Genomic DNA, 20,220 nt, shown 5'->3' with positions numbered 1-20,220 from the left:
AACCGGAAAAGTCCTGAAAAAACGTGAGCGGTACGGCCTATTCTTCTTCGCTGTCCTTGCCGTAACGCTTGTTAAAGCGGTCGATGCGATCGGCCTTTTTCTGCAGCTTCATGTTGTCGGTGTAGAAGGGATGGTTCTTCGAATCAACCTCGCTGTGGTAGACCCCTTCCTTGGCGTCCATGGTACTGCGGGTTGTAAACTCGGTCCCGTCGCTCAGCACGACCTTGATCTCGTTGTATTCTGGGTGAATTCCTTTCTTCATTGCATTGGGAAATGTCGTTTGCCTTGATTTCAGGTCGATAAAGATACGGGTATGAGGCAGTTATTGCAACGCATCACGAATTATAATCGTCCAGATCCTCCAGGTCGTCCATGTCCCCCATCGAGCCCAGCATGCTGTCGAGCATGTCGGTATAGCTGCGCCCTTCATCCAGATCGTCGCGGCCCAGCATGGAATGCTGATGCAAGCCCTCCAGGATCAGGTCCATGAGGGCGTAGCGCACCTGTTCGGAATCATCCCCGTCGCTGTCGTCCGCCATTCCGTAGGTATCGGCCACCTCCTTCAGGCCGGGTACTCCGTCCAGGGCCTTGCGGTAGGAAGACTCCTCCAGGTCGTCGCGTATCTGCAGGGTATGGCCCTGCGAAAACCAGTCGAGTATTTCGCGGTAGACCGAGGGATCGTCCTGCTTCTTTTGACGCTTTGGATCAGGAAAGCGGCGCGTGAATATCTTCTTGACGGCTTTCCCGATGAGGTGTCGTGCCACATTGACGGCGCCCTCCTGCTCGCCCTCGTATACCAGTTCCATTTTGCCGGTGAGGGCGGGGACCATGTGAAAGAGATCGGTCACCCGCACGGCGGTACGCTCCTGCCCGCGGGCGATGCTGCGGCGCTCGGCGGCCGATATGAGTTGCTCCATGGCCGTTATGGTCATACGTGTGGAGACTCCGCTCTTCTGGTCAATATACTCGGAATTCCGCGCCTCAACGGCCACCTGCTCGACCATTTCGCGTATAATTTGAGGCACTTCGATACCTGTTTGACCGTTGCGCCGCACCCAGGCCTCCTGGCTTGTGATTTTCATACCCGTTTCCAGATCCCTCGGGTAGTGGGTCAGTATCTGCGAATCGATACGGTCCTTCAGGGGAGTGATGATATTCCCGCGGTTGGTATAATCTTCCGGGTTGGCCGAATAGGCCATGGAGACGTCCAATGGGATGCGCACATTGAATCCGCGGATTTGGATGTCGCGCTCCTGCATGATGTTGAGCAGAGATACCTGGATGCGCGGCTGTAGGTCGGGCAGTTCATTGATGACAAAAATACCGCGGTTGGTACGCGGTATAAGTCCGAAATTGATCACCCGCTCATCGGCCAGGGTGAGTTTCTCCGAGGCCGCCTTGATGGGATCGATGTCGCCGATGAGATCAGCAACCGTGGTGTCGGGTGTGGCCAGCTTCTCTCCGTAACGTTTGCTTCGGTGCACCCATTCTATGGGTGTATCGTCCCCCTCCTCCCCTATCAGATGGCGCGCATGGCGCGAGATGGGATTGTAGGGATCGTCGTTGATCTCCGAGCCGGCAACCACGGGCATGTACTCGTCCAGGAAGTTAACCAGCATACGCAGAATGCGCGTCTTGGCCTGGCCCCGGAGTCCCAGCAGGATGAGATCGTGTCGTGCCAGAAGGGCGTGCTGAATCTGGGGAATAACCGACGTATCGTACCCGAGAATACCGGGAAACAGGTTCTCTCCGTCCTGAATCTTCCGGATAAGATTGGAGCGGATTTCCTTCTTCACGGAGCGGGATTCCCATCCGCTCTCCTTCAGTTGCCCCAGCGTTTCAATGTTTTCGTGCCCTTGGCTCATGCGGTACCATTTTGGAAGATTCTGATGTCAGACATTCAAAACTCCAAAAGACACACAATCATTTCATGAGCACCGTCAACCGAAGAGCTGCGTCAGCGCCCTTCCCTTCACCAGGGTTTCCCTCCATTCGGACCCGGGGTCGGAATCGCTGGTGATGGCCCCCCCCACCGAGTAGAAGAGACGGTTGCCGCGGATCAGTGCGGTGCGTATCACCACGTTAAAATCGAAATTACCCTTGGGATCGAGGTAGCCGATGGCCCCCGAGTATACTCCCCTGCGATAGTTTTCCAGCTCTTCGATGTATTTCATTGTACTTATTTTCGGCGCGCCGGTCATGGAACCCATGGGGTAGCAGGCCCGGATAATCTCGAAAGGGTCGTCCGTGTCCACCCTTGCCTCTACGGTGGAAACCATCTGGTGGACGGTGCCAAAAGTCTGCACCTGGAAAAGATCCCGCACGGTCACGCTTTCCTTTCGGGCGACCCGGCTCAGATCGTTGCGTACCAGGTCCACGATCATCAGGTTCTCCGCCCGGTCCTTAGAGGAGACGGAGAGGCCATCGCGCAGCCTGCGGTCTTCTTCGGGATCGGCACCCCGCTCCACGGTACCCTTGATAGGCTGGGAGAAAACACGGTCGCCCCTGCGCGCCAGGAAACGCTCCGGCGAGAGCGAACAGACCGACAGCTCCCCGGTCTCCATAAAGGCGGCAAAGGGAACCGGTCCCACCTGGCGCATGCGCCGGTAGAGATCGAAAGGATCGCCCGTAAATTGACCGCTCATCTGGTGCGATAGGTTGATTTCGTAAAAGTCGCCCTCGCGTATACGCTCCTGGGCCTCCCGAATGCGGTTCAGGTAATCAAAACGACTGGTCGAGGAGGTAAAATCGCTGACTTCGAGAACGGCGCTCCCCTCCTTCGGGTCCTGCGATACCTCCTCGGCCGGCACTTCCCCCTTCAGCGCACGAACGTCGCCGTCCCCGTGACGGTATTCCAGCAGCACGCCCGGCTGCATAAACCAGAGGTCCGGGGCCCCCACGGGATCGGGATTGGCCGATTGGAGATCCTCCAGGTGATTTTTCAAATCATAGCCCAGGAAGCCGAACAGCCAGTCCTGTCGTTGCGCGTAGCATTCACGCAGTATGTCCCACGGGTTGTCCTTTCCCCCGCCGGGCGGCATGTGCAGGACGTATTCAGGCTCGCCCGCCAGGTAGGAAACCCTGCCCTCCGGGTGGTCGGGAGACTGCGACTCAAGCAGGACCACCGGTCCCCGGTTGCGCAGCGCCTGTAAATAGGTATCCAACTTGCCGCTCATCGCTGCAGGGGCTCAAGATTTCGTTCTACATAAGCATCGAAGGCTTCGTCCAGCCTGCGATGAATGGGATGAGCCATATCGTAGCTCACGTCGTCCAGTCGGGAAACGGGCTGAATTTCGCGCAGAGAATTGCACACCCAGGCCGCATCCGCCTCTTGCAGCTCCTCCAGCCCGAATGCGCCCTCTTTCACCTGCAGATCGCCCATACGGCGTAGCAATTTCAGTACGATACCCCTTGTGATGCCCGGCAACAGGTCACAATGCTCCGAAGGGGTGCTTACAGAGTTTCCCTTCAGCCAGAAAACATTGGCAATGGTCGTCTCCGACACCATGCCGTCTGTCGTCAGCATCAGGGCGTCATCCGCCCCCATATCCGCTGCCTCCGTGGCTGCCCTGATATAATTGGTGCCCCCGCTCAACTTAAAACGCGAAGCCAGCGAAGCTTCGGGAATACGTCGTGTGGATACCGTGGCCAGCGTAAGGTCGGACGTTTTTTGGGGCAGCTGACCACAAGTCAGCACATAGCCGGTCCGGGCGTCTTCCTCCGGTCTGTATCCCCTGCCCCCTTCCCGCCACACCTGCAGGCGGACCATCGCCTCCCTATCCGCTCGTCCATTCTCATTCAATAATTTATGAACAAAAGATTGAAATTTACTGTCTTGCAATACTTTAGGAATATTAATATCAAGATACTCCAACCCATGAATCATGCGCTCTAGATGGTCCGCGAAATGCAGCATTGATCCGCTGTAGGATCGGAAGGTTTCGAAGCAGCCGTCCCCGTATAAAACCGGGCGCGCGCCGGCGGGAAACAAGGTTTCATCCGCCAACCGAAGTTCGCCGTTATATACTATCCAGCGATCAGGATCCATGGGAAATAACACGGTTCAGGCTGTCTATTTGGGCCTCCCCTTCAAAGCCCACAAACACCGTTCTTATCCTGCCATCCGGTCCATAGAGAATCATGGTGGGAATACCCGGCACCCGGTACTTGGTGAAGATGCGCGTGCCGTCCACATAGGTGAAGGGAAAGCCGTGCTGCTCGCGGTATTCCCGCACCTCTTCCAGCGGATTCCGAACCGATGCCGCCAGTACTGTCAGGATTTCGGGATGTTCTTCGAGAAGCCGATGAAGGTGCCGGTGACGCTCATCACCGTATACCGACCAGGTAGCCCAGAAATCTACCAGTACAAATCGACTATCAAGTTCCTCAATGCTGAGGGTGTCGTTTGAAAAAGCCTCGTTCCAGTACTCGAGGCCCAGAGAATCCGATGAGGTGATAAATTCCCTGAACTTACGCTGGTTGCTTCGGTCAGTGGACACCGAGTAAAACACAATAAGGGCGGCCGCAACTATGGCCAGAATAAAAATAAAGACGTTGAAGTATTTCGGGTCGATGCGCATGGCTACGTAGGATGGTCCACGGTTCCGGACCGGGAAAGGTAAGCTAAATTCGGGCTACGCAAAAGCGTACGGGGCTTTCTACGGCGAAGGCAGGGCTACTGCAGGTCCTCGATAAGCTCCCGGCATTTCCGCTTGTTCTCGTCGTCATCCGGCAACCGGGATGGCATTTTCAGGGCCGTCTGACAGGTCTCAATAGCCTGCTCATCCATTCCCATCTCCCGGTAGACCGTAGCCAGGTCGAAGTAGTAGAGCAGGACATCGCCATCGATGCTGATAGCTTTTTCGGTAAGTTCGACCGCCCGTTCATTGCTGGCTGGACCCGGGACGCCCCCGAATAGTGTATTGGCTGCCAGGCGTTCTACGAAGCTGAGGTTGGCAATCCTGAAATTCCAGCGACCCATTACGTGCAGGGCACCGGCATGATCGGGATCTATCTCCAGGGCTTTCTGAGCATATCTCTTGATGTCACGGGAAGCCGCAACCCGGTCACGAGCGCCCGATATCAGCGCCATGCGTCCCATGGCCACCGCCATCACAAAATTTGATTCGGCATCTGTGGAGTCCACCTGAAGTGCTCTATCAGCCAGATCACGAGCCCGGCTGAAATACTCCCGCTGCTCGGCACTCCCCTCCTGCCGGTTGCCCACGCGCGCATTTAGGAGGCTGCTGCGCCAGAGTGCCCGGTAGTGATCGGGGGCTTGCTCCAGTACACGGTCATAAGCCTCAAGCGCCTTCTGTTCTTCGTGCAGGTCATAAAGCGAATCCGCCTGCTGCACCAGAGCGTCAACCTGGGCGAAAGCCAGCATGGGAAAAAGCGTAAGCAGGAGGACAGGAAGTATGCGTCGTGTCATGGCAGGTGCGAAAGACAGTTTCCAATAGTTCAGGTGTAGATTACTCAACCTGTGAGGCTAATGCAATACCATATAGGGGCAGGGGGTGAAAGAGTTTTCATCCTGCATTCTACAACACATGGGAACGAGAAGTAATTCATGGCTTGCTCCGAGCCGCTAATCCTCAAAGGGGGGTTCTATGATGCGTCCGTCTGCGCGCACATGAAAATCACGGTATTCCACAGAAGCGCTTGCAACTACGTCGTTCCCCGTATCGTGTATGCGGCTTACGATGCGCAAGTCCTTACTGACCTCGACCTCGCTGTTAATCCTTTTGCCAGTAACAGCACGCTGAAAAGGCGCCACAGATCTTGCGGATCGGACACCTCCGTCACGTCCCACAGTCGCCACCATCAGGTCCACTTCGATATCCGGTGTGCTGTTTTTTCGAAGTAGAAAAAACAGAACGGTGATGTCCCCTTTCCGGGTCTTTCCCACTGAATAGTAGCTGTAGCGGCCGAATTCGGACCCGCTCAGCTCGCTGGTTTTCAGGAGGATGCGGTCGCTGCTGTCGGTGTAGGCCGCGAGGGAACTCGTCGTGTAGTACACCGGCAGGCTCAGGGTCGTATGGGTACGCGAAAGCACCTCGGCTATGACATTGTTGATCAGCTCTCTCTCACTCGTGCTGCGTGACTGTTCCCTCTTGAGGCTCATCTGAAAACGCTGGAAGGCATCGGAGTCCAGGTAGGCCGCGCCCAGTTTAAGGGGAGGCGGCTCCTGATTCTTATCATTGCACCCATTGAACCACAGGAGACCTGTAATTATGATAACACTACATACAAAAGAAGCTCGTGTCATCAGCTCATCTCATGCTTGGATTTTACCTGTTCAAACTGGGTGGCGAGACAGCTCGGGGCGAGGACAAGGAACAGGCAAGTGAACGTTATTTGTCCCGCTGTAGGATGGTAACGGTTCATGAGAAGCGGGTAGTGCTAATCGTTTGCGCTTCTCAGGTTTGTCTTCTCCCAGAGGCCCATCAATAACAGGATGAGCACCGTACTGATGCCCAGTCCCCAAGTTACGATGGTGGCGAGCGGCTGCCAAATATCGTGGTCGCTCAGAATAAGGATGGGGAGAAGTCCTCCGATGGTCGTAAGTGTCGTCACCATCACCGCCCGCATCTTGTTGCGGTATACATACAGCCAGCTTCGTATGCCGTGAATGCCCTTACCGCGCAGATACTGCTTTTCGTGCATAAGGAGGATGGAGTTATTGACCACTACACCAACACAGAGCAGGGTGCCTGCAATAGCTCCCTGGTCGAAGGCCAGATCGTGATACAGGGAGCCGATCATCACGCCAATAAGACTGAGGGGCACGGCGGAAATCACGATCAGCGGATCCACCCACGATTCCAGCAAGGCCGAGACGATCATCCATACGCTCAGGACGGTCATAGCCAGGATGAACAGCAAGTTTCGGGTCTGCTCGGAACTTCCAAAATTCCATGTGCCGCTTCGGCTGGTGCTGATGGTCACGCCAACCGGTGTGGGCGTCTCCTCCACCACGCCATCGATGTAATCGGTGGCCAGGCGATGTGGACCAAGGAAATCCACACCTACCGTGCGTGAGTATGACTGGTTTTCCCGATTGATGGTTGACTGGGTTTTCTCCCGGCTCACCTCCGCCACCTGCTCCAGGGTAAACATGGTGCTATCGGGTCCGCTGATGCGCTTTTTGTTCAGCAGCTGTTCGGGGCGGTCGGCAGGCGTAATGTTTCTGGTGATAACCTGCATGCTCTGCCCATTCATCTCAATACTGCCGGCCGTATTGCTGGTGTTGACGTCCATGGATATGGCCTGACTGAGTTCCTGCCAATCTATACCACGCATGGCCATTTCTTCCTTCCTTGGATCCAAGAAATAGTGAAAGGTTTCTTCGTTGCCATATCCCCCCGATCCATGAATATCGACGTTATTCACCCTCCGGCTGCGTGTTAGCCTGCGTTCCAGGTCCCGGGCAACATCCAGCAGACCATCATAGGAGTAGCCCGTCAGATAGATGCTCCTGTTGATGGACATGCTTCCCAGCCCCGTGGAGATGCCGTCACCCAGCCCACCTACCGAAATACCCGAATTGCCCGTGCGTGCGGCCAGATACTGAGCTTCTGCGTAGAATATGTAGGGCTCAGGACGGGTAAGATATTCGTCTTTGATATAGAAGCGGAGGTTGGCCGTTTCATTGCGGCTGTTTACCTGTGCCTGGTAGTATGTAAAGGCGTCCGCATAAGGTTGCACAATGCGCTCGAAATTAAGCGCCATCTTGTTGATTTCTTCGTAGGGCGTTCCCTGCGGGGTTCTAATACTGACATAGATACTCTGCTGGGTTGAGTAGCCTCCCCAGGGACTTCCAAAATAAATATCATTGAAGAACCGGTACGACAACCCTCCTACCCAGGGATCGATATCGGAGCGGTTATCAAAGTAGACCCGGGTAAATTCAGGCCACCAGGTTTGTGTTTCCTCGTCATCGAAGGCCGGCGTCTCAATAGCCCAGATGGGAATTCCGAATACGGCTATAAGAGCCACGTAAAAAAACCAACGGGCACGATGGCGAAAGGCAAAAAGCCAAAGAAGTCCCCTGCGAAACTTCTTGAAGAATCCACGCGCTTCTCTGGCAATCTCCTTGCTGTCCGATTTGGGAGGAACAAGCCAGATCAGTGAATAGGGAATCCAGGATAAGGCGATAAACACTGAGGAAACCAAAGTGGATGAGAGAGCTACAGCGAGGGGCACCAGGAACAGCTGGAGCTCTTCCATCGCAAAAAACAGAGGTATGAAAATGCCCACCGTGGTTAGGGTTGCACCCAATACAGGTACCACCGACCGTGGAAGCTGCTCAACTACATGCTGGATACGGCTCTCTCGATCGTCCGGCAGTCCTGGATTCACCTGCTCAAAAACTACTACGGCGTTGTCAATAATCATGCCCAGGGCCACGGTAAGGCCGGCGAGGGTCAGTACATTCAGCGTATAGCCAATGAAGTAGAGAATGGCCAAACTAAGCAGCAGTGAAAAGATGATGCTACCAAGAATCACAAATGGGGCCCGGAAACGCCGTATGAAGGCCAGGAGTATTAGAAATACGACCGCCAGACTGGCCAGTGCCTGATTCTGCAAACTGTCGAATTGCTCCCTTAGATCCTCCGTATAATCATTCACCAGCCGCAATGTAAATTCTTCCGGCATCTCACTGCGAATTTCGTCCATTCTGCCGCGGAGCAATTCCGCCAGCCGGATGGCATCCGCACCGCTTTTTTTGATGAATTGTATGGTCAGAGACGGCGTGCCGTTAATACGGTAAGCATAGGTGGTAGGCGCATCCTGTATAGAAACATTGGCAACGGTTGAAAGACGCAGACGACGCTCGGATCCTGGTACGGAGATCCACATGCTGCGGATATCGTCAAGATTCTCATACTGTGGCGGCACCAACATGCTGTAACGATTCCCGGAAGTTTCTATAAATCCAGATGATCGCCACTGAAAATTGGTAGTTATCTGATATCCGATGGCGTTGGGATTGATGTTGTACCTGTCAACCATCTGGGGATTAAACTCCAACACTAGTGCCGGTCGTGCCGCCCCTTGAACGGATATATCGGATACTCCGTCTACACCCAGCAGAGGCAATCGAATGTTTTGGTCCACATAGTCCAGCAATTCGTTTACCTGCCGTTCTCCACTGATGGTATAGTGGAGCAGATTCTGTGTATCCTGGAGCTCCTCCGGCACCCTGTGCGTGATGCTGGGATTCCGCACGTTGGGAGGCAGCGATTCCTGCATGCCGATCAGATACTCCTGCAACTCCACTTTGCGGAAATCCACAGGAGCATTGTTACTGAAATAGATGGTAACGCTTGAACTGCCCTCACTTGTTGAAGAGACAATCCGCTCTACATCCCGCAGCCTGTTGGCGGCAGACTCAACCTTGCGGGTAATTTCTTTTTCGACGATCTCCGGCGAAGTGGTGCCCCAACTATAGCTGATGGAGATAGAGGGTTGATTAAGCTCAGGCGCCTCCTCCAACGAAATGGATTGCCAGGCAGCAATACCAACGACGACTACGATCATGTAGGTAAGCGAGATCAGATATCGTCGTCGGAACAGGTTTTCCATGGGGCAACGAAATGGTGGAATATTTACTATCTAAGTAAGAAAGGATTGATAAAGTTGCAAGGAGGAATAATCACAGTAATTGTGCCATTTCTAAGTAAATACCAATCTGAATTCATCAACATAATTACTCAGCTGTGCGTCCTGGGAAAGTAAAAATATACTATCTCCTACAACTTCAAGCGCTATCACATTCCTTTTAGTAATTTTATTCAATGCGATACTCCCAATGGGTTCCCCATTATTCTTATTGTAAACATCTATATATCTCCCTGCTAACTTCTTTGATCCTGAAAAGAGAGTAATGATATACTTATCGTTCACATCTATATCCAAAATTGAGTTTGTTGCATCATTATAACGTGAAGTGATAGTAGTTCTAGCAATTCTTCCAAATAGCGATATGCGGGTATTATGTCGAACTTCCTGAGTTGGTTTGTGTTCAATCGAACGTATAGTTGGGATGGCATAAATTAGCATGCCGCTCAAGTTATATCGGCTGATTAAACCAAAATTGTTTTGTCCTAAATATATACTGGATTGATCAGCTGCAATGGGGCTATTTCTTATAAATCCAACATTTGAAAGTTCATTGGGAAATCGTGCAAAATAAACTTCATTACTTCCGTATGTTAATTTCATACATGAATTTTGTGCAAAGCATTTGCCGTGAAGGTTAACAACAAAATCACCCATTATCACCCGCCTGTAAGAAGTAGTACCACTATCATTCAATAATATTTTCACGACACCATTATCCTGCCAAATAAATTCCCTATCTGTTTCTGGTGATAAAGAAATGATATCCCCAGTTTGGTTAAATAACAGATCAGTAGGTCTTAATTGGCCAACTTTTATATGAGTTATTTGTTCTTTGTAATTGTTATGTGATATTCTAGCTATTTTACTAGATGTTATAGAATATATGGCTATATCAAGCTTGGATTTATCAACACTAAATAGGATTTCGGATCCCGCCAACTCTTTGCTAAGTGATATTCCCCCAATCCTGGTCAACTCTACTCCAGAATTAGGGAGACACCACAGACAAAGCAAAACCGTGGAGAGAAATATTGATTTAGAAATCCAATTCATTAGATGGAAATGAAGGCTCAAAACATGGATAACGATAATCTAATCCAGGCGTACTTGAGGGTACACTTATAATACTGCATAATCGTGATCCTCCATTACATAAAGAAGCAGAACATATTAATTGATAAAACCCAGGATCCTCTTGTTGATATTCACTCTTTATTGGTAGTGCATCAACTTGAATTGGCCCGGTTATTAGGGTCAAAATTATGGCCATTACCATTAACGCTAATAGCGTTAGTTTCGAAGTTTGATTATTCGTAGTCATATATTTCCTCTCTTGTAGTTAATTGACAGAATATGTGATTGATAATAGACTTAACACTTTTTCAAAGAATGTCTTATGATTCTCAACATTTCCAAAAACTGACTGATATTTCAAAATTATTTGCCCATTGAAATCAACCAAGTAAATAATAGGAAGATCTACTTGAAGAACTCGTTCTGAAATGCCGGTATTTGAAAAGCTTACTAGTGATACGTTTTCGCTATTTTCATCTATCAATGAAATCATATTGTAATCAATACCATTATCAGCAACATTTATAACTGAAGGGTACATCTTTGATATTTCCTTTAATATAGGAAGATCCAAATCGATACATGCCCCACAATAAGATTTTGGATATATAAGCACTAAATTTAGAGGATTTGTGAATTTCTTAGGCAAAAAGCGTAGCGTGTCAGAGTTAGCCTTCGTGGTATTGTCTCTGATGCTATTTTCAATAGTAGGAAAATCTGAAAGTTCTCCTATTACTATATTCTTTCGATAATTTGTATAGATGCCGTGTTCAAGTGATTAATGCAACACAGCGGTGTTTTAGGGTTTGTTGAATCGGGTTAAGGTAATCAAATTTACGAATCGGTCGAAAGTTCAGGTACTGCTCGACGGTTTTGATGCGCTGGACGGAGATCTCTCGCAGGTCCGTACCCTTCGGAAAGAACCGTCGAATGACCCAGATGCGGTTTTCTACCGTTCCTTTATCCTGAGAGGTATACGGACGGGTGAAGTAGGTATCGGCATCCAGCTGTTCGGCGATGTCCTGGTGACGGGCAAACGCCTTGTCATTGTCAAAGGTCAGGGTTTTGATGAAGGCCGATGGAAGCCGGCCCAGCCGCTGGGTGATCCGGTCGGCAATACCATCGGCCTTCCGGCTAGTTACCTTCTCCAGGGCTGTCAGCAGGGTGGCCCGATCGGTCAGCACCAGCAGGGCTGATTTGTGGGCCTTGCCCACCATCAGATCGACTTCGATGTCGCCGAGGCGGGTCGCGCTCTTCGACGACCTCGGGACGTTCGGTAATGGATACCCGGCCTTTGATGTGACCTCTGCTGTCTTTCCTGTTGCCCCGCTTGGCCTTGCGAGCCCCGTGTTTGAGGTGTTTGTAGAGATCCTTGTCGGTGGGATCTGCCGTGCGTTTGGCCGCCCAGATCCACTGGTAGAGGGTCTCATGGGAAACCCCCTCGATGCCCAACACCCCCCAGCGGCCGCTGATCAGCTCCGGGGAAAGCTTCTCTTCGGTGAGCCACTGGCGGGCCTGGGCTTTGAGGGCGTCGGTAAACCGGCGATGTTTGGGCTTGTCCCGGTGACGCCGGTCGGTCATCTTCTGGGCGGCCTCCGGGCAGTAGTCCTTGCTCTCCGCGCCCTCGTTGGCTACATTGCGTTTAAGCTCCCGGCTGATGGTAGATTTATCCACGCCGATGGTTCGGGCAACCTCGCTTTGATTATGGCCCGCATCCAGCAGAGCTTTGATCTGATGACGATTTTCTACGCTGAGTTGGGTGTATTTTTGCATGACAACACGAATATAACCCGCTTGGCGGAAGACCTCAGGGGATGTCCCCTGAGGTCTTTCTTCGTGTTGCACTTATGACTTGAACGGACATGGGCCCCTAATATTGGACCACCTACAGTACTAATTGGTGCAGGTCAGATGGATGATGCCGGTTGTTATCGTTATGGTTCGTGAGTAGCTCCATTGGGATCTGGTAATCTAGCGACTGGTGTCGTCGCTGAGTTCGGTAATAGTCCACATATTCATTTATGATCTGCCGCACTTCCGTTTATGCAGGACGCCTGGTAAAGCCTGCTCGCCGATCTCCTCCTTCAAGCGACTCCACAGGGATTCGATCCACGGATTGTCGGTAGCTCCCCGCTCGCTGTAAGAAACCTCTACCTGATCCTCGTGGAGCAGTGTTCCCAGCCAGCGGTAACTTTTGAACACCGAATCCTGATCGGTATGCACCACTGTTTCCTGCAGGGGCTTCCCGTGCCCCTTGAACCACTGGCGTACCATTCCGCCAGGCCTCAAGGGCCAGATCCGTGTTGGCCGACTTCCCGAGGGCCCATCCACAGGGCAGGCATCCGGCGGGATCATAAAACGCCCCCAGCCATCCCTTGCGATGTACCCGGGCCCACTGCAGCTCGGTAAAGTCCCCCGACAGCAGCTCGAAGGGCCCAAAACGGCGACCGGCCAGCCGATTTAAATGCCCTTTGTGGGCTCCCAAGACCTGCTGAGGACCGCTGGGGCCCGGCCGAGGCAGCCATCGCAGCAGCCGCAGGTCCGTCTGGCGAAGCACGCGTTTGAGGCGTTTGTGATTGACAACCTGGCCGCGATCGGTCAGCTCGGCCTGCAGTTTGCGCCAGCCATATCCGGGATGCTCCCGGATGATGGCCCGAGCTGTTCCCGCAGCTGCTACTTCCTCCCCGGAGACCTTCCTCAGAGGCCTTCTGGCGGGCATACCACGTACTTTTGGGCAGGCCCACGAGCCGCAGGCATCGGTTTAACCCTTGGCGGTCTTTCCAGGTCTGAATCAGTTGCATTTTCTGGGGGCGCGTCAAGTTTTTTTAAAAAGTTCTTGGCCAGCGACAGCTCGACCTCGGTGCGTTCCAGCTTCTGCTCGAGCTGGCGGATTTTGTTCTTCCGCTCGTTTTTCCGGGTCCGCCGGGCGTCAGACCTGGTGCCCCTCCTCCAGCAGTTGGCTCTTCCAATCGCTCAAGGTGACCGGATGGGACCCCGTACTTGTCGGCCACCTCCTTGTCTGAAATCATCCCCCCTCAGAGCTTCCATTACTACCGCAAACTTGAACTCCGGGGAGTATCTTTTGCCTGCGAATATCAGCCATGATATCTTCGGTTTCTACCAACAGGAGCTCATCCATATCTCTTAGCCACAATTAGCACCGGGGGTGGTACAACTTATGGGGCCCACCTCAAACTCAGGATAAGAAAAGCATTTAGTATCATCATTATCACTATGAGAATTGTGAATCTGCTATTTCTTGATGAGCTCATAACTTTCAATTCTGTAATTATATGATTTATCTATAGTCTGCAGGTGTAGTATTGATTTAATGGACTTCAATACCTATGACATAATTATCGGTCACCTTTTCCAAATTTACTGATCCAAGATATATTCCAGATATTTTATCATATATATCAATAAAATGACCTACCCCCTTCGAGGTACCATCAAATAATGAGATCAGATATGATTCATTGATATCATGATCAAGAACTGCACGCACAGTTTCTTCTGGCAATTTATATGCTTCAAGTTTATTGAGGCCAGCAACATTATTTATTTCAATTAGTTTGAGTTCAGCAATTTTAACCGGTTCAATAGTTGATATTTCATATAAACTATCTCCATTTCTATCAAAACAGTATATCAACCCAGCATTAAGCATTGTAACGTAAACTCTTTCTGAATCAGAACTAATCATTGAGTCCATTAATAATGCAGACTCAGTCAGTTTAGCTGGTAATTTTGCAAATCTTATATGCTCTTTTGTATTTGAATTATATAATCTAAGTAAACCATGGGTTGGAGAGTAAGTTTGATCCTTGAGTACATAGAATTCTTCAGATACTGAGATTTTTTCTGGAACAGCAAATTGATGATTAATGGTCCCTATTAAGCCTGAATCTGGTGACCACATACTGATTCTGGCAAGATGTGGATCAGCAATCCAAAAGTTACCACTTTTATCAAATTTTATATCTGTAGGATTTCTAAACTCTTCAGGACCTCCTCCTTGTCCTTTTCCGTAAATCTTAACTGATTTTGAATCATTGAATATAATGTATGCTCTATGATCTGCGTAAGAGTAAACCGCCATATTTCCAGAATTATCATCTACACTAAATAGATAAGGACGATAAATATCCAAATCTGTAATATTTAAGTCATTCTTTAAGATCAAATCATAGCTAAAATTTCGGTCTACAGTTCCTAAATTAATAGGAACTGTAGACCAAATAATGAATACAATTATTGCTATATATTTATAAGTATTCATAGTTCTACCTCTATATTTAGCCTTCCTCAACTGTTACGCGAGGCACCTGATAGCATTTGTATGTAACTTCAAGGGTGAGGCCAGCCCCCTTGTATTCGATATCTATCGAACCCTTAGCATCGGAACACAATTGCAGCCCTCCCATACAGCCAAGAGTATTGCATATTGCTGCTGGTCCAAGTTCTATCGATGAAATACTGTTGCTAAGCTCAACGCTCTCTTGGGTCGTCAACGAGCTGTTCCCAACCCACAAGTTTCCTACTAGTAATAGGATGAAAAATGTATAGTTAAGTAGATTTGTCATAGCGATTACCCATATTTGATGTATAGTTGTAGTGTACTTGGCAATCTACCCCCTCCCTTCCCTCCATGCTTGAAATGGCTCTTGAAAAGAGTCTTGAAATTCAGGTGCGGGTATGGGATTTCACCTGACTTGAGATATGCTTGGATGGTGCCACCCCTTCCCTGCTGCGATATGCCTTGGTAAAACTGGAGTGGCTTCGGAAGCCCAAGGACAATGCCAACTCCATCAGGTTGCTGCCGTTATAGGTATCGGAGGTGAGCACTCGTTTGGCGGCCGCTATTCGGTGCCTGATGAGAAAATCCTTGGGATATTCGCCGGTATAGTAGCGGAACCGGGCGGAGAAGTTACGGGACTGTATACCGCAGAGTTCCTTGAGCTCAGTAACATTCAGAGATTCGTCATACAGGCGTTTGTTCAGGCAACGAGAGGCAAGCTGGACATCAAAGGGCCAGTCCTCCTCCGGTGGAGCAAGGGACTTCCTGTACTCCTGGAGGATATTGTCAATATTCCTGTGACCGTATGGCATTCCCACTCTCCGGTTAATACGGGTATTGAGTCGTTGAAGACACAACTCCTAACCACAAGAGAGAAAACCAACCCATTTGTTACATAAATTATATCAGTTTCCGCCAATTTCTTCGGCATCCTGCTGCTCAAGAGACTGCATCATGGGCGTAACAAGCTGCAGATGACTCAACGAGAAATGCTGGTCGACGGCGATGGTATCGCCAGGTGCTATGTCTTCGTGATTGACGATCACCCATTCTCGGTTCTGGAATTGCGGGGTGACGTAAATCCATTCCACCTCCGAATTGGAGGGATTGTACTTGAAAACCAGGGTGCGTCCACCGTCACGACTAAGCACCGCCGAACGTGGAAAGCGTACCTGACCGGTGTGTCGTTCGACCAAAACACGGCCTTCAACGGTCATACCTTTCTTGATGCGGCCTCCAGGATTGTCAATGCTGATGATCACTTCTCCCGTCTTGGTATCGCTGTTGACGACCGGCGAAACAGCATCCACCTCCCCCGTCGTCTGAACGCCGCCCGGCGCATTTATTTCCGCCTGCATGCCAGGTTCAATGCGGGTTACTTCGGCTTCCAGCACGTCAAAACGTACGCGTAGGGTGCGGTCATCAATAAGCGTGGCGATTTCGGTTCCGGCCGACAGGTAGGCTCCCGGCGTGATCCTGTTTTCGGTCGCCAGGGTACCCGTAAAGGGCGCGGTAATCGTGGTATTTTCCATTTGCATTTGGATGCGCTCCAGATTCAGCTCGGCCTGGGCAAGTCCTGTTGAAATGCGCAGCGCCTCATCGTCACGCTGAGTGCCGGTCCAGCCTTCCGATTCTTTCTGAAGATCATACTCCTGACGGGCGTCCGCCAGGTTGTTCCGGGCCTCTTGAAGATCCAGTGCCAGCTCTCTCTCTGCAAACTGCAGAAGGGTGTCGCCTTCCTGAACGCGCCGACCCTCCACGATATTAGTAGTGGTCACATATCCACTCATACGGGGTGAAATGGTGATTTCCCGGTCAGCCTCCACCAGGCCCTGGCTCTCCACATAGGTATAAATAGGCTCGTCGTCTGCCACGGCAAAGGTAACTTCGGGACGCACCTCCACGGACTCTTCCTCCTCATCGGATAGCGGTGATTCCTGTTCCTCACTGCCGTCTCCCTGGCACCCGGCCAGCATGCCGGCCGCCAGAAGCGCAACTAAAACCGACTTTCTCAGGTTGGTGTAATCCATGATGATCTCGTAGAATGTTATCGATTTATACAGTATACCTTCGCTTAGCGGTCCGTCGCCGGCTGTTCTTGCACCTTGCCGGCATTCCGTTCCACCCAGTGAAAAATGATCGGTACCAGGTACAGGGTGAGTACCGTGCTGGTCACCATGCCTCCCATCAATGCGATGGCCAGTGACTGCCGGAAGGCAAATCCGTCCCCGAAAGGAATTAGCATGGGCACAAGTCCAAAAATAGTCGTCAGGCTGGTCATGACCACAGGACGGAAACGGTGCAGGCCCGCCTGCGTGACGGCCTGGTCGAGATCGCCCGTGTCGTTGAGGTAGCGCCGCATGAAGTCCACCTTCAGGATAGAGTCGTTGACTGCAATACCGGTCAGAATCAGTACGCCCATGAAGGAAAGGGCATTCAGACTTACGCCTGTAGCCCAAAGCACAAGAATAGAGCCGATCCACGCAAAGGGCACGGCCACGAGTATAATGACAGGATATTTCAGACTTTCAAACTGTATAGCCAGGATGAGGTAGATAATGATCACACTTACCAGCAGTAACTGCCCCATACTTCTCAGGAGTTCGGCGATGCTGCGCGCTGATCCGCCTACTTCCACGTCCAGTCCAGTACGCTGCGTAAATACCGCCATCGCCTCATTGATAGCACTGCTGTTCAGCCACCACCCGCTAAAATCCATATCGGCCACGTAGCTGAGCACCGGGTCTGGTTTACCCGCTCCAGCTGCTCAGGCTCGGATGACCTGCTCACCTCCAACAGATTCGTAAGCGGAATGCTGAGTCCTTCCATGTTCATGACGATATCGGTAGGCGCAAATACGTTACGGTCCATGCCCACCAGTCGCACGGCCACGCTCTCGTCCTGCCGGTCCCATTCCGTTACCATATTACCCCGTGTGAGGCTTTCCAGGTAATCCATCACCTGCGATTGGGATATGCCCAGCCGCATCATGGGATCCTGCCGGAATCGCAGGTGGTAGGTATCCACTTCCTGTTCGTACTGCTTGGCTAAATCGAGGGAGAGCCCTCTCTCCTGGAGTTCCTCCTCCAGAACACCCACAAGCTGCTCACTCTGCGAACGGTCGTTGCCGATGAGCCGGAAGATCACCGGCGGTTGGTCGGTGCTCTGAAGCGCAATCATCTCTCCTCCCGAGCTCTCCTCCTGGGCGGACCAGCCCGGTCTCCCCTCGAGGTAGGATTCCATCCGGCTGCGTACGGTATCGGCCTGTGCATAGCCGTTCACCGGAATGGTAATGCGAAATTTATTGGGTCCCTCACTGGAGAGATTGGACAGATTGGTCTGGTCGGTGTGTCCCCCGAGGACCTGCAGAGGCCTATCCTGATCGCTATAGGGCGTGATATAGTCGGTCATGGCCGAAGCGGCCTGCTGGGAGGTAGACAACGCCGTGTTGCCGGGCAGTCGGACACGGTAGGTCACCTCTTCGGGCTCGGTGATGGGCAGTATGCTTTTCTGCACGTAGTAAAACAGATAGGCGGAAGTTCCCAGCAGGAGCACCATCACCAGCACAAACCAGATTTTGCGGTCCAGTGCCCACTGCAGGCTCTGCTCGTAGCGGTCACGTATGCGGTTAAATCGCCCCTTGAAACCAAGGATGCTCTTCTGCTCCCCGTCTTTTTGAAACTGTACCACCAGCACGGGCAGGATCATCAGCGCGACCAGCAGGGAGGCCAGCAGACTAATGGAGAGCGTCCACGCCTGGTCCTTGAAAAAAGCTCCTTCAAAACCGCCTAGGAAGACGAGCGGCAGAAAGACCGAGATGGTCGTAAAGGTAGAGGCTGATACAGCCAGGGCGATTTCACGGGTTCCCCTGGAGGCCGCCTCCAGAACGCTTTTTACATCCTCCCTGTGCCGGTTAATATTCTCCAGTACAATAATGGCATTGTCCACCAGCAGACCGATGCCCAACGTAAGACCGCTCAGGGATACAATGTTGAGCTGAATGTCCGACAGGTACATCACAAAGAATGTGAGAAAAATACTTACCGGAATGGCTACACCAATGGTAAAGGGCGTGCGCAGGTCGTCCAGGAAAAGAAAGAGGATCACAAAGGCAAGCAGCGCCCCGTACAGCAGGGTCTGCAGCAGGTTGTTGATGGCGTTACTGATGAAAGTGGCATTCTCCTGCAACACCGAGATCTCCACGTTTGGAGTCTGGGAGCGTAGCTCGTCCAGCAATGGTAGCAGGGTTTCGTAGGCCTCCACCGTGTTGGAGCCGTACTCCTTTTTCACCAGCACGCTGAGAGTCTGCGTGCCGTCTACAAGCGAAAACGAGGACGGATCGGCCTCTGCCATTTCCACCTCGGCCACATCATCCAGGGTCAGTACCCGTCCGGTGCCCAACCGGGTAAGGGGCACCTCCCGGATATCCTGCATGGAAGATATTTGGGTCTGGAACTTGAGGCTGTAGCGGTACCACCCGTCTCTCAGCTCCCCGGCGGGCACAAACACATTGGCGTCATTAATGCTGCTGCGCACCTGGGATATGCTGATGTTGTAACGGTTGAGAGCTTCCGTATCGTAGCGGATGCGTACCTCGGGTACCACGGCGCCCACCAGCAGTGCCTGGGCAATGCCGTCGGCCTGTTCAAGCCGTCGCGTAAGAACCGACTCGGCCCAGCGCTTGAGCTCCATCTGGGTCTCGAAATCGGGATTGGGATTGTTCGTGCTTCCTATACCCAGCACGGCTATGGGCTCGTCGGAAGCGGTATTCTGTACCAATTGGGGACGGCCGGCCAGGTCAGGCAGCCCAAAACCCGCACGGTCCAGTCCCTCCCGGACATTCAGGAAGGCAAGATCCATGTTGGTGCCCCACTGAAAGGTCACCGATATCACGCTCTGTCCCTGGCGCGCAAATCCTGTGATGTTTTCCATGCCCTGCAGGGAACTGAGACGGGCTTCGAGGGGCTGGTTGATCTGCTGCTCTACCTCACGGGGAGATGCGCCGCTCCAGTCAGTCCGGATGAGCATGGTGGGGGAATCCACCTCCGGCAACAGGTTGACGGACAGGTTGGTCAAGGCGATGGTCCCGAAAATCAGGGTCGCCAGGATCAACATGAAGGCGGTAATGGGGCGTTTTAGCAGCAAGTATCGGCGTCCGAATACATTAGAATGTACGATTAGTGTAGTATAAATTTGCCAGAGGTACAAGCTTTTCAGGC

At 51.8% G+C, this 20,220-nt stretch carries 17 protein-coding genes; all 17 read right to left on the bottom strand.

Annotation, left to right across the window (positions count from 1 at the left end; genetic code table 11):
- Positions 1-37: 37 nt before the first annotated feature.
- The 17 genes from rpmE to U5K31_13060 all read right to left on the bottom strand — a co-directional run bounded on the left by rpmE (position 38) and on the right by U5K31_13060 (position 20,146).
- A complete protein-coding gene (gene rpmE, locus U5K31_13140; GenBank protein ID MDZ7773666.1) occupies positions 38-262 on the bottom strand; it encodes a 50S ribosomal protein L31 in 225 nt (74 codons plus the stop codon).
- Between the two features lie 73 nt (positions 263-335).
- Positions 336-1,865, bottom strand: a complete 1,530-nt coding sequence (locus U5K31_13135; GenBank protein ID MDZ7773665.1) for a sigma 54-interacting transcriptional regulator — start codon at positions 1,863-1,865, stop codon at positions 336-338.
- Between the two features lie 75 nt (positions 1,866-1,940).
- Complete coding sequence (gene pabB / locus U5K31_13130) at positions 1,941-3,176, bottom strand: aminodeoxychorismate synthase component I (protein MDZ7773664.1); 1,236 nt, start codon at positions 3,174-3,176, stop codon at positions 1,941-1,943.
- Positions 3,173-4,060, bottom strand: a complete 888-nt coding sequence (locus U5K31_13125; GenBank protein ID MDZ7773663.1) for an aminotransferase class IV — start codon at positions 4,058-4,060, stop codon at positions 3,173-3,175. The genes pabB and U5K31_13125 overlap by 4 nt, the downstream gene beginning before the upstream one ends.
- Entirely contained in the window at positions 4,038-4,580 is a 543-nt protein-coding gene (locus U5K31_13120; GenBank protein ID MDZ7773662.1) for a TlpA disulfide reductase family protein, read from the bottom strand. The genes U5K31_13125 and U5K31_13120 overlap by 23 nt, the downstream gene beginning before the upstream one ends.
- 95 nt (positions 4,581-4,675) lie before the next feature.
- Entirely contained in the window at positions 4,676-5,431 is a 756-nt protein-coding gene (locus U5K31_13115; GenBank protein ID MDZ7773661.1) for a hypothetical protein, read from the bottom strand.
- Between the two features lie 156 nt (positions 5,432-5,587).
- Positions 5,588-6,124 carry a hypothetical protein gene (locus U5K31_13110; protein ID MDZ7773660.1) on the bottom strand — a complete coding sequence of 179 codons (537 nt, stop codon included), beginning with the start codon at positions 6,122-6,124 and terminating at the stop codon, positions 5,588-5,590.
- Positions 6,125-6,402: 278 nt separating this feature from the next.
- Positions 6,403-9,588 carry an efflux RND transporter permease subunit gene (locus U5K31_13105; protein MDZ7773659.1) on the bottom strand — a complete coding sequence of 1,062 codons (3,186 nt, stop codon included), beginning with the start codon at positions 9,586-9,588 and terminating at the stop codon, positions 6,403-6,405.
- A 90-nt stretch (positions 9,589-9,678) separates the two neighbouring features.
- Positions 9,679-10,680, bottom strand: coding sequence for a hypothetical protein (locus U5K31_13100; protein ID MDZ7773658.1), 1,002 nt, complete (start codon positions 10,678-10,680; stop codon positions 9,679-9,681).
- A gap of 286 nt (positions 10,681-10,966) precedes the next feature.
- Positions 10,967-11,350 (bottom strand): hypothetical protein, encoded by a 384-nt coding sequence (locus U5K31_13095; GenBank protein ID MDZ7773657.1) that lies wholly within the window; start codon positions 11,348-11,350, stop codon positions 10,967-10,969.
- 121 nt (positions 11,351-11,471) lie between these two features.
- Positions 11,472-11,918, bottom strand: a complete 447-nt coding sequence (locus tag U5K31_13090) for an IS30 family transposase (protein MDZ7773656.1) — start codon at positions 11,916-11,918, stop codon at positions 11,472-11,474.
- On the bottom strand, positions 11,836-12,474 hold the full coding sequence (locus U5K31_13085; GenBank protein MDZ7773655.1) for an IS30 family transposase: 639 nt from the start codon (positions 12,472-12,474) through the stop codon (positions 11,836-11,838). Before U5K31_13085 ends, U5K31_13090 begins: the two co-directional genes overlap by 83 nt.
- Before the next feature lie 1,555 nt (positions 12,475-14,029).
- Positions 14,030-14,983 (bottom strand): hypothetical protein, encoded by a 954-nt coding sequence (locus U5K31_13080; GenBank protein MDZ7773654.1) that lies wholly within the window; start codon positions 14,981-14,983, stop codon positions 14,030-14,032.
- A gap of 404 nt (positions 14,984-15,387) precedes the next feature.
- Positions 15,388-15,813, bottom strand: a complete 426-nt coding sequence (locus U5K31_13075; protein ID MDZ7773653.1) for a helix-turn-helix domain-containing protein — start codon at positions 15,811-15,813, stop codon at positions 15,388-15,390.
- Positions 15,814-15,906: 93 nt separating this feature from the next.
- Positions 15,907-17,031, bottom strand: coding sequence for an efflux RND transporter periplasmic adaptor subunit (locus U5K31_13070; protein MDZ7773652.1), 1,125 nt, complete (start codon positions 17,029-17,031; stop codon positions 15,907-15,909).
- 44 nt (positions 17,032-17,075) lie between these two features.
- Positions 17,076-17,720: an efflux RND transporter permease subunit gene (locus tag U5K31_13065; GenBank protein MDZ7773651.1), complete on the bottom strand. Its 645-nt coding sequence runs from the start codon at positions 17,718-17,720 to the stop codon at positions 17,076-17,078.
- A complete protein-coding gene (locus tag U5K31_13060) occupies positions 17,696-20,146 on the bottom strand; it encodes an efflux RND transporter permease subunit (GenBank protein ID MDZ7773650.1) in 2,451 nt (816 codons plus the stop codon). Before U5K31_13060 ends, U5K31_13065 begins: the two co-directional genes overlap by 25 nt.
- Positions 20,147-20,220 lie beyond the last annotated feature (74 nt).

Source organism: Balneolaceae bacterium (assembly GCA_034521445.1).
GTDB lineage: Bacteria > Bacteroidota > Rhodothermia > Balneolales > Balneolaceae > JAXHMM01.
Note: the sequence above shows the minus strand (reverse complement) of the source record. Positions and strands in the feature narration are given on the sequence as shown.

What these genes read in the sequence shown, in the direction of transcription:
- pabB (MDZ7773664.1), bottom strand. Translation starts at nt 3,176, where the DNA reads ATGAGCGGCAAGTTGGATACCTATTTACAGGCGCTGCGCAACCGGGGA.
- U5K31_13110 (MDZ7773660.1), bottom strand. Translation starts at nt 6,124, where the DNA reads ATGAGCCTCAAGAGGGAACAGTCACGCAGCACGAGTGAGAGAGAGCTG.
- U5K31_13085 (MDZ7773655.1), bottom strand. Translation starts at nt 12,474, where the DNA reads ATGCAAAAATACACCCAACTCAGCGTAGAAAATCGTCATCAGATCAAA.
- U5K31_13070 (MDZ7773652.1), bottom strand. Translation starts at nt 17,031, where the DNA reads ATGGATTACACCAACCTGAGAAAGTCGGTTTTAGTTGCGCTTCTGGCG.
- U5K31_13075 (MDZ7773653.1), bottom strand. Translation starts at nt 15,813, where the DNA reads ATGCCATACGGTCACAGGAATATTGACAATATCCTCCAGGAGTACAGG.
- U5K31_13105 (MDZ7773659.1), bottom strand. Translation starts at nt 9,588, where the DNA reads ATGGAAAACCTGTTCCGACGACGATATCTGATCTCGCTTACCTACATG.
- U5K31_13100 (MDZ7773658.1), bottom strand. Translation starts at nt 10,680, where the DNA reads ATGAATTGGATTTCTAAATCAATATTTCTCTCCACGGTTTTGCTTTGT.
- U5K31_13080 (MDZ7773654.1), bottom strand. Translation starts at nt 14,983, where the DNA reads ATGAATACTTATAAATATATAGCAATAATTGTATTCATTATTTGGTCT.
- U5K31_13135 (MDZ7773665.1), bottom strand. Translation starts at nt 1,865, where the DNA reads ATGAGCCAAGGGCACGAAAACATTGAAACGCTGGGGCAACTGAAGGAG.
- U5K31_13065 (MDZ7773651.1), bottom strand. Translation starts at nt 17,720, where the DNA reads ATGGATTTTAGCGGGTGGTGGCTGAACAGCAGTGCTATCAATGAGGCG.
- U5K31_13115 (MDZ7773661.1), bottom strand. Translation starts at nt 5,431, where the DNA reads ATGACACGACGCATACTTCCTGTCCTCCTGCTTACGCTTTTTCCCATG.
- rpmE (MDZ7773666.1), bottom strand. Translation starts at nt 262, where the DNA reads ATGAAGAAAGGAATTCACCCAGAATACAACGAGATCAAGGTCGTGCTG.
- U5K31_13120 (MDZ7773662.1), bottom strand. Translation starts at nt 4,580, where the DNA reads ATGCGCATCGACCCGAAATACTTCAACGTCTTTATTTTTATTCTGGCC.
- U5K31_13090 (MDZ7773656.1), bottom strand. Translation starts at nt 11,918, where the DNA reads ATGGTGGGCAAGGCCCACAAATCAGCCCTGCTGGTGCTGACCGATCGG.